Consider the following 14,319-nt stretch of genomic DNA (forward strand, 5'->3'; position numbering starts at 1 on the left):
TTCGTCCTGAGCCAAGATCAAACTCTCCAAAAAAGTTTGAATTATGATTGACACCAATCAACCATAACTAAAAGTCTTAGCTTCAAAAATTGATACAGGGTATAAGTTATCATTTATCAGATTAACTGACATCCAACTTCTTACCACTGACATTTGTTTCATACTGGTTGTTTTGTTCAGTTTTCAAAGAGCAATTGATAACCGCTGTTCTTTTCAGCGACTTTTATTAATATAACACAATTACTTATTTGTTGTCAATAACTATTTTGCTCAAAACCTAAATAATTATTAGCGACAACTTTTATATTATATCAATTACACTGTTACAAGTCAACACTTTTTTTAACTAAACTTTAAATCGTTTTTTGGTTCAAAAGCGTTTCTTTTGCAACAGCAAAAGTTATATTACTACCTTTCAGCCTAAAAGTCAACATCTTATTAAAACTAATTTACCCAAACAAGCAAACCTTATTATGCACATCAGAAACCTATCCTGTGTTTCTTCTGTACTTCAGCAATTGCTTTTCTAAATAAATCCTTATTAAAATCAGGAAAATAAACATCTGAAAAATATAGCTCCGCCTGTGCTGATTGCCATATAAGAAAATTGCTTATTCGCTTCTCCCCACCTGTTCGTATGATTATTTCTGGATCGGGTAAAGTTTTTGTATATAGAAATTGTTGAAAATAGTTTTCATCCAACTGGTTAATATCTATTTTCTTATGCTGTATATCTAAAACTAAATGACGCACAGCCTGTAAAATATCGCTCCTCCCACTATAATTAAGCGCAAAATTCACAATTAACCCATCATTACTTTTGGTTTGTTCGACAGCTTTAATAACCGCTTTTCTTGTAGAATCCGGAAGGCTGGCAATGTTCCCTGATACAAGTATTCGAATGTTTTTCTTCATAAACCCTGGTAGTTTTTTATTAAAAAACTTTACCGGCAAATACATGAGATAGTTTACCTCATCAGCAGGTCTTGACCAATTTTCTGTAGAAAAGGCGTATAACGTAAGTACCTTAATATTCATCTCGACGCAAGCATCAATAATTTTTTCCATAGCTTGCGTTCCAGCAAAATGACCTTCACTCCTGGAAAGACCTCTCGATTTTCCCCATCTTCCATTCCCATCCATAATAATAGCTACATGATTTGGAACCCATAAACTCATCTGGCAGCCTCCTATTCAAAATTCATTCCCTGTTCATTCATCTTTTATCATTCCATTGTTACATCTAGCCGAAAACATATCTTCTTTAATACCACTAAATATTAGAAAAACTCGTATACGCCCACGCTTTCATCAATTGTTAGTTTTTCTTATAGGCTCTTTTCATATAGATTGTTGCTATTTATATGATATTAAGTCAGATATAAGTACGTACGACGTAAAGAATTTCAATTTATTCTCCTGCTACGGAAATACACTACGCTATTGTTGTGCTATATATAGGAAGAGTAACCACACTACCAAACTTTTACAAAACAGCCTTCTTATAATTAAGAAGTTAAAATTTTGGCTGCGTCGAATCCACTTCACTTCTCAGGTAACATTTTATGCGTGAAATAAAGCTTCAATCAGCGGAAGCTTTCTGCTTGCTAATTGAAAATTTCAAAACGTCCGAACACTCCATTGCTAAAGCAAAGCATTTATTCCCTTTCGATATCCAGTCCCTTCATTTGTTCGGTTATCCGATGCTTTGTGAAATTGAATGATTGCCATAGTTGTGTTTCCTGATTTTCTATTTGTTGTTTCCTATTTATAAGCATATCTTTTAACTCCGGATAGTCCGGGTCCAATTCATACAATTCGATTAGACCTTCCACCCCGGTATAAGACAGCGAATTTAAATAATGAATGTCTATCTTCCCTGTATCTTTAAAACGTTCTATATTTTTGTCTACAATTACTTGCTCCACATTGATTACATTTAATAATACATAAAAACTCAGGCCTGCAATCAGATAAAAGTGAAGCAATGTCAGTTTTTCCAACCAAACTCGTATCAACGTATATGCAAAAATCACGATAAGGTAAATCATAAATCCGTGAGCCAAAATCCGGTCCATCGTGAATCCGTAGGCCGCTTCATACAAACTTAATCGCTGATAAGCGGAAGCAAGCATGACACCACTCACTAATATAAGTACCGAATACATGATTTTAAGTATCACCTTCATACTCTTCCTTGAATCCTTGACCAACTTTAAGCAGCATATTAGGATTATCCAATTAATTAACGTCACGAAAAGCAATTCAAAAAATCCCCGTCTTGCATAAGAGGCATAAGTAAATCCATCCTGTAATCCATTACCGAAAAAGTAATTAAACTGAATGACTACAAATAATACATAAACAGCATTTAACATAATTAATATGGTAAGTGCCGTGACACTAGCCCATCGAATCTTTTTCACGTTAGATAAAATCGTTATGCTTTGTGATTCATACTGATTTCGCAGCACTTGTAAAACACCAAAAAATAATAGGGTGAATAATAAAACAAGAGCGAGACGAAAGATAGACTCCCAGGAACCAAACTGCAGGAGAAACCGAGGCAAGCGTAAAACGATATCCTCAAAAACCTTATCTGCCGACATTAAGAGTGCAGTAATTACCAGCAATAAGGGAATCCCAATTCCTAATCCGATAAAAATATGCTTCAACACCTGACTCGTTGTTTCATTTATATTGTGAAACACCTTTTTAAACAATACTTTGCCAAAATTGGAGATATACTTTAATCCTTCCAAAAGCTTAGAAGTCAGAGCAAATACGAATTCAGGCTTTGCCCATTTCATGTTTTTTGGACTTGTAATTAATACAATATGGAAGAAAATCAAAAGTGGTATCAACAGCACATTAAGAACATAAAAGAACTCATTATCATAGACCGCATAGCTTCCAGCAAGCAGCCAGATTACAACCATAAGGAGAATTCCAATTCTTCGATGCTGGAAAGAGAGTTTAAACCGGATGAAAAATACTAAATAAAATCCAAAAACAAAAATCGGATAAGAAATCCCTATCTCTCCATGAAAAAAACTAACTTCCGCCAGAACTCCTAATCCCAAGCATGCTATAAAAAGCAACCAATCTTTCCTTTTCAGTTCCATTGTATAACCCACCTCACCCTTTTAATTCTATATACATAGTTTATCTAGGTATTATTATAAAAAAACACTCTGATTTTCAGGCAGGGAAACATCCTCCCTTTATACAGAAATTCTCTTCCCCCACTTATAACCAATCCAGGATACTGGATATAAAAAACCTGTAAATACAATACAAGTAATAATGAATGGTACACTTAATAATGGATCAAACCAATTATATGGAATAAGCTTGAATATGGTTAAATACATTAATAATAGATTTGGTACAATACAAATCAAGAATGTTCTTTGAAGAATCCTTTTTCCCTTATGTCCAAACTCTTTACCAATTTCATAACCAAGAAGACCCCAAAAAAATGTATAGATAAGCATAATCAGTAAAGTCGTATCCGTTAACGCTGACCAAAGCTGCTCGGCCCAATCCCACTTAAAGACATTATAACTAACCGTTAATAGAATACCACCGATAAAAATCATACTATTACATATTACAAATAACCATTGTGTTTTTCTCGGGGTGGCCGCAGTTTCCTCACGCCAGACTCCTGCAATTTCACGCGGCGAACCCAATCGCTCTACTAATCGCTCATAGACATCTTCATTTTCAACGGAAGATTCCTTTAGTATTTCATATATATGTAACTCATAATCCGCCATAATCGCCTGCTTATCCGGATGCTTACCAATTAATTGCTCTAATTCTTTGTAAAACCTTTGATTCGTCACCTTCAAGATTCGTTTCTCCCAATTAAGTTGTTCATCACCTTCACATAGCGGAGCCATTCATTGGTCTTCTCTGATAGCATTTCTTTGCCTTCCGCGGTAATGCGATAATATTTGCGGGCCGGGCCTTTTTCCTGGTTTTTCCAATACCAATCGATATAGCCTTGCTTATGCATCTTATGAAGTGCAGGATACAATGTCCCTTCTTTCATTTGGAAGTTATGTTCACTGCGGCGATCCATCTCTTTTACCAGTTCATATCCATACATATCACGTTCATCTAATAATTGCAGTACAAGCAAAGATGTACTACCTTTAACAAGTTCCCGGTTAAACATTTTATCACCTACCTAGAATTATTAGGTATATATACTATAAAATATTTACTTTTGATTGTAAAGTATTACTTGAAAAATCATAAGACATCAACCAACACAAATTATCCTAATAACTGGATCGAAACTCTCTTAGAAAATTCAAAAATAATCCCGCTTTTTTATGCATATTTCTAGAAACCTACTAGAAAATAACTGATAATAGAAATGTCTCTTTAAAAACATTCGTAAGGAAGGTAGTTAATGACAACAACATATGAACCAATTATTCAATTTAATAACGTTCATTTCTCAGATAAGGGGATGCCAATCTTAAAAAATATTACAGGATCTTTTCAGGAAGGGAAGATTACGACACTTGTAGGACCTTCTGGCGCAGGGAAAACCACTCTATTCCGCTTATGCAATCGACTCATCTCACCGGATTCCGGAGAGATTCTCATTAAAGACAAACCAATTGAACAATATGACCCGATTGATTTACGGCGCAAAATTGGACTCGCCCTTCAAAGCGCGACAATGATAAGTGGAACAGTGTATAAAAATCTCTCCCTGCCAATGACATTAAAAGGGGAAGAATTACCGGAAGAAGATGCAAAAGAATTATTAGAAGATGTCGCATTAGGTGGAGCGTTTCTGAATCGGAACGTTAAAGATTTATCAGGTGGACAAAAACAAAAAGTGTCCATTGCACGAACATTAGTGAACCATCCCAAAGTTCTTTTATTGGACGAAATCACTTCATCCCTTGACCGGGTATCTCAGCAGGATATCGAGGAACTCATTCAAAAAATTAATCAAAAATACGGGACAACCATTATTTGGATTACCCATAACCTGGAACAAGCTTTATCCATTGGTGATAATACTTGGGTCATGATGGCCGGTGAAGTCATAGAAACTGGAAGAAGCGATTTGCTGAATAATCCGAGAGATGAACGAGTTCAGCGTTTTGTAAGGGGGGATATGGAATGAGTTATTTAGCATTATTCTTGTCACTCATATTTGTATTCATTCCCCTGATCCTATCTAAAACATTACATCTAGGTTTAGAGAAGGATACCATTATCGCTACTGTTCGCTCTATCATTCAATTGCTCGCAGTTGGATACGTACTGCAATTCGTGTTTGCCTCGGAGCAATTTGTATTTATCATTTTAATGATCATCCTGATGATAGGTGCAGCTACACAAAATGCACGAAAAAAAGGTGTAACCATTAAAGGAATCACCTGGAAACTGATTGCAACCTTTGTATTTATTGAAGTACTTACACAAGCCATTCTTCTTGGATTTGGAATTACTCCACCGACCGCGCAGTATATCATTCCTATTAGTGGTATGGTCGTGGGAAATTCTATGGTGCTAGCGATTTTATTTCTTAACCGGTTTACAGCCGAAGTGGAGGCAAGACAGGATGAAACAGAGCTTATTTTGTCACTCGGCGGAACACCAAAGCAGGCAATACATACCTCACTTGTGACCTCTATCAAGGCTAGTACCATTCCGACAATTGAAAGTCAGAAAACAATTGGACTTGTGCAGTTGCCTGGGATGATGAGTGGACAAATTATTGCAGGTGCAGATCCGGTTCAGGCTGTACAATTCCAATTGCTTATCTTATTTTTACTTTTAACGACAGCAATCGTCACTAGTATTATGCTCGGATTTTTGTCCTACCCTACACTGTTTAATGACAAAATGCAGATGCTAAAAATTAGGGAAGAAGAATAAGAACTAACTATCACGCTTCATTTTTAAGTTTTTCATATACTTAGGACGTTAAAGTTTTAGCTTCGTCGAAAAACTTCTTCGCTAAAATTTTATACTTTCCTAACATGTAAAAAAGGAACCGGATAAGAATTCGCCGGTTCCTTTTTTATTATTCCGCTTCTGAAACAACAGTAAATCTTTCATTGATATGTTCTTTATTTTCTATTTCATCTACAACGGCAACCGCGTAATCTGCATAGCTTATATAGCTGTCGCCTGTTTCATTTACAATGACGTGGTCCTTTCCTTTCTTATACGAACCTGTTCTCTTTCCCTCCGGATCAAACATAGCGGCCGGGCTAATAAATGTCCATGTTATGCCACTGGAGTTTTGTAGGTCCTCCAGGTTTTTCGCTTGATTGACAGGAATCGCTATAAATTCTTTTGGAAATTCCGGAGTGTCCATTAGTTTGGTTGTTTTGGCCTCATCTACATATAAACTTCCAGCTCCACCTACTACAATCAATCTTGTTTCAGGAGCGCCTTTTAAAGCTTCTATCAAAGATTTCCCTAAATCTACATGCAGGTACGCATTATCCAGGCCTGTACCAAAGGCATTCACTACCACATCAAATACTTGAAGATCCTCTGTGTTTAGATCAAAGGCATCCTTTTCTACAACAGAAACACTCTTATCCTCCAATTTCTGCGCATCTCGTACAATAGCTGTTACGTCATGCCCTTTTTCCTTCGCCTCTTTTAAAATAAGCTTACCCGCTTTTCCGCCAGCTCCAATAATTCCTATTTTCATTAAGAATCCCTCCATATATTCGTTTTATTGTAACCAATTCGATTACATCTATATCAAAAAAATGGAACATTATGATCCAATTTTTTTAGATAACACCGTTACTAATTCTTCTAGGGTCACCTCGTTTAAAACAGACTCCATTGCGTTTTGGGCCTTTAACAATATGAGTTCGAGAACATCCTGGATATTTGCTCCAACCTGGCAATTTGGATTTGGGTTCTGATGAAATTGAAATAATTCTCCTTCCTCCACAACATCAACGGCTTGATAAATTTCAAGTAATGTTATTTGATCTAAAGGCTTGCGAAGTTCAACTCCACCCTGACCACGATAGATTTCGATTAGTCCCGCATTTTTTAATTTCCCCATTACTCTCCGAATCACAACTGCATTCGTATTCACGCTTTCTGCTATGAACTCCGATGTTAGCCGCGTATCTCTTTCAATAGAAACGAGTGATAAAATATGTACAGCTACAGTAAATCGACTGCTGATTTTCATAATGTGACCTCCGTTGTAATCATTATAGTTACATCAAAAAGATGTGTCAAGGTATTATCTGCAATGTTCTTTGTTGTATACTTTTAAGATAATCGGAAAACCTAATAGTTGACATAACTCTCATAATTTTGTATATTACACTTAATTAAAAATACTTTAATTCAAATTAATAGGATTGAATATAAAAGGAGATTTCCCTATGGGTACTGAAAACTTATCACTAAAAGCATTTGTTGTTTTATTAAAAGCAAATAAAACATTGGGAGAGGTGATTAAGAAAGATATTAGCAGTCATGGCATGCGTACTTCTGATTTTACAATTATGGAAGCATTATACCACAAAGGCAAACAAACGATAAAACAAATTTCAGAAGCTGTACTGATTAACACCGGCTCCATTACTTATGTTATCGACAAATTGGAGAAGAAAGGGCTGCTCGAACGGATTCCCTGTAAGGATGACCGTCGCGCCGTTCATATTCAATTAACAGATGAGGGAATGAACTTAATGGCAGAAATCTTTCCACTCCATCAAAAAGTCATCGAAGAAATATTTGAGGACGTTTCAGAGGAGGAAAAAGAAATCGTAATTGATGTACTAAAACGCGTTGGAAAGAAAGGGGAACAACTAAAATAAAGAAACAGTGGGATACATTATCGATCAGAAACGGAAAATTCCAGGCATATGTAAACCATTCACCTATCCCACTTAAAGCAAAATCATTAAATAATTAGAGATTTGGAAAGGAGAAACATAATGAAACATATATTCCAAGAAGGAAAAAATCATTCAAAAACTTTATTACTGCTTCATGGTACAGGAGGAACGGAACAGGACCTTCTCCCATTAGCAGACATCATTGATGGGGATGCCAATGTACTTAGTGTACGTGGGAATATTTCGGAAAATGGCATGCCTCGCTTTTTTAAACGATTAGCAGAAGGAGTATTTGATGAAGAGGACTTAATTTTCCGCACCAAGGAACTAAATGAATTTCTTGATGAAGCATCTGAAAAGTACGGGTTTGACCGAAATAACATCACTGCCATCGGTTATTCAAATGGAGCGAATATCGCTGCAAGCCTTATGTTTCATTACAAAGACGCGCTACAGGAAGCCATCCTTCACCATCCAATGGTACCGAGAAGAGGCATCGATTTACCTGACCTTGCCGGTAAGAAGGTATTTATTGCTGCAGGAACGAATGACCCAATCTGCCCTGCTGATGAATCTGAAGAACTAAAATCCTTACTTGAAAATGCCGGTGCCAGAGTAGAACTACATTGGGAAAACAGAGGGCATCAACTAACGATGGATGAAGTGAAAGCTGCTGCTAATTGGTACAAAAATTAAGGATCTTATTTTCGCAAAGTTTAAATAAAATGATAAGCACGATGATGGTAGAATATTACCGCTACGGAAATACACTACGATCGTTTTGTACTTTTATATTTTTTTGATATTTGATTTCACTAAATAAATTTAGTAAAGTAAGCTAATCACTATTAAGCTGGCTGATTGGAGCGGAGGGGGCGACTCCTGCGGGAAAGCGAATTTCCTGCAAAGCAACAAATCTTTTCGGCAGGACCAGTAACCGCAATCCTAATCTTTAAAAACAGCCAAAATGAAAAAGCTGCCGTGTTTTGAATTAACACGGCAGCTTTTTAATTTCTTAAAATGACATAAATCAGATAGATTACATACGAAAGTGCTAAAATAAGCCCTTCCCTCTTCCCTACTCTGAAATTGGTTCTGGAGAAGATAAGCAAAATCACAGTTAAAACCATCATAATAAGTACATCACTGAATACCTTGCCATTTACGGGAAGTGGTGTAATCACTGATGAGGTACCAAGCACTAATAAAATATTAAAAATGTTACTCCCGACAATATTACCAAGTGCAATTTCACTTTCCTTTTTAAGTGCTGCGGTTACTGATGTTACTAATTCTGGTAAGGACGTACCCATCGCCACAATGGTTAAGCCAACCAGTGTTTCACTCATACCCCATCGATAAGCAATCTCCGTCGCATTCGATACGACCAGCTCCCCACCAAAAACAATTCCAGCTAAGCCCAATATTGTAATTATAATATTTTTCCCCCATGTCACACCTTGAGGGATTGGTTCATCGGATAAGCTTTCGCGGCTCTTAAACGCAACCTCAATGACATAGTACATAAAGATAGAAAGAAATAATAAAAAGATAAGCCCATCACTTCTTGTAATGAAATTATCACTTAATCCTTCCAAAGTAATATCACTCATCACGACAAGCAATGCTACACTCGCTAAAAATGTAAAGGGGATTTCCTTTCGAATCGTTTCCGTTTCTACCTTTAAGGGGAATATAAATGCTGCTATCCCAACTACCAAGGTTAAATTAAAGATATTACTGCCAATGACATTACCAAGGGATACATCTGCACTCCCTTCTAAAGCTGCGATAATACTAACCGTTACTTCCGGAGAACTCGTTCCAAAAGCAACAATCGTTAATCCAATTAAAATAGAAGGAATCCGAAGCAGCCTTGCGATATTTGATGCTCCGTCAACAAAATAATCTGCCCCTTTAATTAGTAATACAAAGCCAACAACCAATAAAATATATGCCAAATTATTCCACCCTCCTAATCCCATATTTATCATAATATAACCTTCCCCATTTTCTATTTTGAATTCCTTTCAATGGAGGATTGGATTATTTTGCAATAAAGTGAATCTTCAATTAGTGGGGGTCTTACAGCCAGTTAACCACATGATAAAAAAAAGCCGCCTTATTTGGCGACTTTATACTTCCATTAATTTCCCACTTGTTTCACGACGTATCACCGGAGCAACTTCTGTACCTAATAATTCAATCGTTTTTTCTATATTTTTAAAAGGGACTCCACCAATATCCATTTGCAGCATAAAGCGTCTATGCCCAAACATTTCATGCTGATAGAGTATTTTTTCAATAATATCTTCCGGACTTCCGATAAACATAACGCTTTGCGGTTCTGTTATTTTCTCAAATTCTTCCCGTGTGATAGTAGTTTCTATTCCACGCTGCTGATTCATGTATTTCATATAGTTTGCATAGTATGGGTAAAATTCTTCCTTCGCTTTTTCTTTTGTTTGAGCAATATAGCCGTGTCCTGTTATTCCGATTGGCAGTTCGGCTTTCTCATATCCAGCAAGGTATCCCGCCTGATGGTATGCATCTACTAATGGGGCAAATCTTGTATGAAATCCCCCAATCATAGCTATCGTCAAGCCTAAGCCATATCTGCCAGCTCTTGCTGCACTTTCTGGACTTCCTCCCACACCTACTGAAATTGGAAGTTTTTCCTGATGTGGCCGTGGTGCAATTTCGGAATCTTTCAATTCGGAACGGTATTTCCCGCTCCATGTTACCCGTTCATTTTCGTTTAGCTCCATTAATAATTGCAGATGCTCTTCAAATAATGCATCATAGTCATCTAATCGGTATCCAAATAGCGGGAAGGATTCCACAAATGCCCCTCTTCCGGCTATAATCTCTGCACGTCCATTTGATATTAAATCCAACGTGGCAAAGTCCTCGAATAACCTTACTGGGTCTATCGTATTTAAAACCGTTGTCGTACTCGTTAATTTAATATTTTTCGTAACCTGTGCCATAGCAGATAAAACCATTTGCGGGCTGGAAACCGCATAATCTAGACGGTGATGTTCCCCGACACCGAAAATATCCAACCCCGCTTCATCTGCCAGTTTAGCCGCATCGATGATTTCATGAATGCGCTGTTTGGCATTATTTGATTTACCTGTATAAGGATCAGCTACTATATCCCCTAATGTATAAATACCAATTTCAAATGTATTTTCATGGTGTATATCCATCGCTCTTCCTCCAATAATTACATGCTCCTGTGTCTATTTGAACACTTCCGCAAAAGTCTATTCTTCTAATCGAAGCTGTATCGTATTTCCAGAAGGATCTTCCGTTACATAAAAATCATTTTCCTTTGTTACGGTTATACCCAGTTGTTCTAATTTCGATATGGTTTCTTTCCGCTTCTCTTCATCTGGAAATATAAGTGTAAACCAATTTAATCCAACACTATTTTTCGCAGGTGCTTTAGCCCCTACCCCATTCCATACATTCAAACCAATATGATGGTGATAGCCATTGGTTGATGCAAAAAGTGCGCCAGGATATCTCGTTACAATATCGAATCCCAAGCCATTGACATAGAAGTTTTCTGTTTCATCCAAATCAGAAACATGCAAGTGAATATGCCCCATTAATGGATCCTCAGGCATTCCATTCCACTGTTTATCAGCTGCTTCAAGCACACCTTCTGCATCCATTTGTACAGTCGCCATTTCCACTAGATCCTCATTCCAATTCCATTCAGTAGACGGACGGTCTCTTGCAATTTCAATCCCATTTCCGTCTGGATCATCGAAGTAGAGCGCTTCACTTACATAGTGATCAGAAGCTCCTAAACGAATTTGATTTCCCTTTGTCTCAATAAGGTGTTTTAAAAATGCACCAAGGTCTGCACGTGATGGAAAAAGTATCGCAAAATGATATAATCCCGTTGTTCTTCCCTGTTTAGGTACAACATCGTCTGGTTGTTCCAATGTTAAGAGCGGTGTTTTCCCATTTGCAGTTAAAACTGCCTTGCTGCTAGTTTGTTCGAGTACTTTAAATCCCATGAAATCACGATAAAATTCAAGTGATTTATTTAAGTTGGTTACATTTATGTTAACCTCACCAACATAAATGGTTGGTTTTTGGAAAAATTTCTTTTCCATCATTTCCATCTCCTTCTTTTGAAAACATTCATTATCTTTATATTCTGTTAATCCGTTAACTTCTACACTCTTAGTTACTACTTTTTATTTAATTACTTTTAGTAAGTATAAGATGATATCATGGATTTGTCAATTACGTTACAGTGTATTTTTTATATAATTTTGAATATCTATGCCAGTTTTTAACATTGGCTCTTTCGTAAGTTTTATTGCTTTTTAATCTTTGCAGTTGATATAAAATTAAACATATCTTTAGATGATGTAATATTTTAAACAAACAGGTTTATTTTGATAGAATGATTTAAGAACTTCAAGATTAATGAAGTTTTTGTCTGCCGTATGATACATGGCATATACTCTGAAGAAAAGGGGGGTTTACATGATTGTGAGAGAGCACGACGGTCATTTTGTGATGATTGAACAGAATAATCACGCCATAATTTCTGGTGAATTAATGGCAAATTGGAAAGACAGCCTTTTTCTTGGTAAGGCCCACCGAAAGTCCGTGAATTACGCAATCAAAATGCATGATTATGGTTGGAAATACTTTGATAAACAGCCACTTTGGAATGATCAAACGAACAAACCTTATACATTTTCAGATTTCCCTATTTCTCCTAAAACCATCGTCTACACTCACGGAATTAATGAAATTGAAAAAAATGATATCTATGCTGCATTATTATGCAGCGAACATTTTTCAAGGTTCATAGCACAAGAATCATCCAGTCATGCGTCACGCTTCATAGAAGAAGAAAAGGAACGGCGGCAGCGGCTTATCGCTTCTTTAGGGGAGTTAAACAAACGTTTGTTTAACTTTCACTATGATCTCTTAAAACTTGGAGATAGCCTATCATTATACCTATGCTTAAACGAACCTGGCGTTACCAAGGAGGACGTTCATTTCTTTTTTCGCAATGGAATAGATTTGCCATCAGATATAGACCAATTAAGCAAACAAGTTCTGGAGCCGGAATGGAAAGATGAGCATACCATTGTGCTTAGCCCGTTTCCATTTGAATCAAGTGTGACAGTGCGGATAAAACAAAAAGTTGTTTCTAAGACAGTAATTCGAAAACATGGGTTAGTTCATAGTTATGAAAATACTCCTTATGAGGAACTAGAGCTGGAGATTATTCCGAATTAACCACCCTTTTACAATTAAAGAAGGAGCCGAGTGATTCGGCCCCTCTCTTTACGACTCCTGTCTTAATGGTGTCTGTCCATCTGGAAAGCTATCATTTTCCACATAGAGTTTTCTTGTTGGATAAGCGAATTCTGCTCCTTCTTCTCTTACAATATCTAAAATCTTATAATTAATCTCTTCCTTCACCTCTAAAAATTCACCCCATACCGTTGTTTTAGTGAAGAAATATAAGAATATACCCAGACTGCTGTCATTGTATTTATCAAATTTAACAAAGATTGTTTCCTGATCAATATCAGGATGGTTTTTCAATAAATGATCAATTCGTTGGACAATAGCTTGCATTTTTTCTTTAGGTGTTTCATACGTTAATGCCAAGTTAAACGTAATTTGTCGTTTCCCCATTTTGCTCCAGTTTGTAATCGGTTCATTGGCTAACTGCGCATTAGGCACAGAAACAAGTGCATTGGCAAATGTACGAATCTTCGTGCTCCGGAATGTAATATCCTCGACCGTCCCTTCCACACTAGGTGTTAACACCCAATCCCCGATGGTAAATGGTTTTTCCGAAATAATGACAATACCGCCAAGAAAATTGGCCAAAGCATCTTTTGCAGCTAAGGAAATAGCCAATCCACCTAGTCCTAAACCTGCAATAAAACCTTCAATTCGGTAGCCAAATTCCTGAAGAATAACGGTTGCACCAATAGCTACAATAATAAACTGTAAGGTTCTGGACAGTAACGGAATAAGAATTTCATCAATCTTTATATCTGTTTTATCATTAATTTTCCGAAAAAGTTCGGATGATGTGGAGGATAGTCTAACTAATCCCCATGTTAAAAGGAAAATGATAGATGCGCTTATAAAACGACCGAACATTTCGTTTTCCTGGTGATCTATATAAGGGTAATATCTTACCGCAGCGTAAAGTCCAATAATAGTAAATAACCATTGAACTGGTTTTTCAAAGGATAAAAATATATTCGATAAAACATCTATTTTCGTCTTCTTAACTAATCTCATGAGGATTGCAAAAACATATTTGGCAAATAGTTTACGAAAAAGAACAAATAACAGGAATATCCCCACTGCTATTCCCAGCTCAATCAGGTGCTCATAAGAAATAAATAACTCCCATGTCATATTAGTTCATTTCCTCCTAAAATTTCTA

Annotated in this window: 15 protein-coding genes; 5 read left to right on the forward strand and 10 right to left on the reverse strand. The window is 36.6% G+C overall.

Annotated features, from left to right (window positions below):
* Window positions 1–480: 480 nt before the first annotated feature.
* The 4 genes from GMJ66_RS17215 to GMJ66_RS17230 form a co-directional block, all read right to left on the reverse strand.
* Window positions 481–1,179, reverse strand: coding sequence for an isoprenyl transferase (locus tag GMJ66_RS17215; RefSeq protein ID WP_156291560.1), 699 nt, complete (start codon window positions 1,177–1,179; stop codon window positions 481–483).
* Window positions 1,180–1,658: 479 nt separating this feature from the next.
* Window positions 1,659–3,125 (reverse strand): DUF4153 domain-containing protein, encoded by a 1,467-nt coding sequence (locus GMJ66_RS17220; RefSeq protein WP_156291561.1) that lies wholly within the window; start codon window positions 3,123–3,125, stop codon window positions 1,659–1,661.
* Between the two features lie 99 nt (window positions 3,126–3,224).
* Window positions 3,225–3,851: an HAAS signaling domain-containing protein gene (locus GMJ66_RS17225; RefSeq protein WP_231514970.1), complete on the reverse strand. Its 627-nt coding sequence runs from the start codon at window positions 3,849–3,851 to the stop codon at window positions 3,225–3,227.
* Between the two features lie 2 nt (window positions 3,852–3,853).
* Window positions 3,854–4,186, reverse strand: coding sequence for a PadR family transcriptional regulator (locus GMJ66_RS17230; protein WP_156291563.1), 333 nt, complete (start codon window positions 4,184–4,186; stop codon window positions 3,854–3,856).
* Window positions 4,187–4,426: 240 nt separating this feature from the next.
* On the opposite strand from GMJ66_RS17230, the gene GMJ66_RS17235 reads away from it, so the two are divergent.
* Both GMJ66_RS17235 and GMJ66_RS17240 read left to right on the forward strand, forming a co-directional pair.
* The gene (locus GMJ66_RS17235) at window positions 4,427–5,158 is read left to right on the forward strand and encodes an ABC transporter ATP-binding protein (protein ID WP_156291564.1); all 732 of its coding nucleotides are present in this window, start codon (window positions 4,427–4,429) and stop codon (window positions 5,156–5,158) included.
* Entirely contained in the window at window positions 5,155–5,916 is a 762-nt protein-coding gene (locus GMJ66_RS17240; protein WP_156291565.1) for an ABC transporter permease, read from the forward strand. The genes GMJ66_RS17235 and GMJ66_RS17240 overlap by 4 nt, the downstream gene beginning before the upstream one ends.
* Window positions 5,917–6,064: 148 nt before the next feature.
* Here the strand turns inward: GMJ66_RS17240 and GMJ66_RS17245 are convergent, their stop codons facing one another.
* Window positions 6,065–6,706: an NAD(P)-dependent oxidoreductase gene (locus GMJ66_RS17245; protein ID WP_156291566.1), complete on the reverse strand. Its 642-nt coding sequence runs from the start codon at window positions 6,704–6,706 to the stop codon at window positions 6,065–6,067.
* A 69-nt stretch (window positions 6,707–6,775) separates the two neighbouring features.
* On the reverse strand, window positions 6,776–7,207 hold the full coding sequence (locus tag GMJ66_RS17250) for an Rrf2 family transcriptional regulator (protein WP_156291567.1): 432 nt from the start codon (window positions 7,205–7,207) through the stop codon (window positions 6,776–6,778).
* A gap of 199 nt (window positions 7,208–7,406) precedes the next feature.
* On the opposite strand from GMJ66_RS17250, the gene GMJ66_RS17255 reads away from it, so the two are divergent.
* The gene (locus tag GMJ66_RS17255) at window positions 7,407–7,844 is read left to right on the forward strand and encodes a MarR family winged helix-turn-helix transcriptional regulator (RefSeq protein ID WP_156291568.1); all 438 of its coding nucleotides are present in this window, start codon (window positions 7,407–7,409) and stop codon (window positions 7,842–7,844) included.
* Window positions 7,845–7,961: 117 nt separating this feature from the next.
* A complete protein-coding gene (locus tag GMJ66_RS17260) occupies window positions 7,962–8,561 on the forward strand; it encodes an alpha/beta hydrolase (RefSeq protein WP_197046758.1) in 600 nt (199 codons plus the stop codon).
* Window positions 8,562–8,872: 311 nt separating this feature from the next.
* Here GMJ66_RS17260 and GMJ66_RS17265 read toward each other — a convergent pair whose 3' ends face one another.
* From GMJ66_RS17265 to GMJ66_RS17275, 3 genes are all read right to left on the reverse strand, one after another.
* Window positions 8,873–9,826, reverse strand: coding sequence for a calcium/sodium antiporter (locus tag GMJ66_RS17265; protein ID WP_156291570.1), 954 nt, complete (start codon window positions 9,824–9,826; stop codon window positions 8,873–8,875).
* A gap of 174 nt (window positions 9,827–10,000) precedes the next feature.
* Window positions 10,001–11,077, reverse strand: coding sequence for an LLM class flavin-dependent oxidoreductase (locus tag GMJ66_RS17270; RefSeq protein WP_156291571.1), 1,077 nt, complete (start codon window positions 11,075–11,077; stop codon window positions 10,001–10,003).
* A gap of 57 nt (window positions 11,078–11,134) precedes the next feature.
* Window positions 11,135–11,998, reverse strand: coding sequence for a VOC family protein (locus GMJ66_RS17275; RefSeq protein WP_156291572.1), 864 nt, complete (start codon window positions 11,996–11,998; stop codon window positions 11,135–11,137).
* A gap of 379 nt (window positions 11,999–12,377) precedes the next feature.
* Here GMJ66_RS17275 and GMJ66_RS17280 point away from each other — a divergent pair, with 379 nt between their 5' ends.
* Window positions 12,378–13,145: a DUF3891 family protein gene (locus GMJ66_RS17280; RefSeq protein ID WP_156291573.1), complete on the forward strand. Its 768-nt coding sequence runs from the start codon at window positions 12,378–12,380 to the stop codon at window positions 13,143–13,145.
* 48 nt (window positions 13,146–13,193) lie between these two features.
* On the opposite strand, the gene GMJ66_RS17285 is transcribed toward GMJ66_RS17280, so the two are convergent.
* Window positions 13,194–14,291: a mechanosensitive ion channel family protein gene (locus tag GMJ66_RS17285; RefSeq protein ID WP_156291574.1), complete on the reverse strand. Its 1,098-nt coding sequence runs from the start codon at window positions 14,289–14,291 to the stop codon at window positions 13,194–13,196.
* Window positions 14,292–14,319 lie beyond the last annotated feature (28 nt).

It is taken from the genome of Oceanobacillus salinisoli, assembly GCF_009733865.1.
Lineage (GTDB): Bacteria > Bacillota > Bacilli > Bacillales > Amphibacillaceae > Oceanobacillus > Oceanobacillus salinisoli.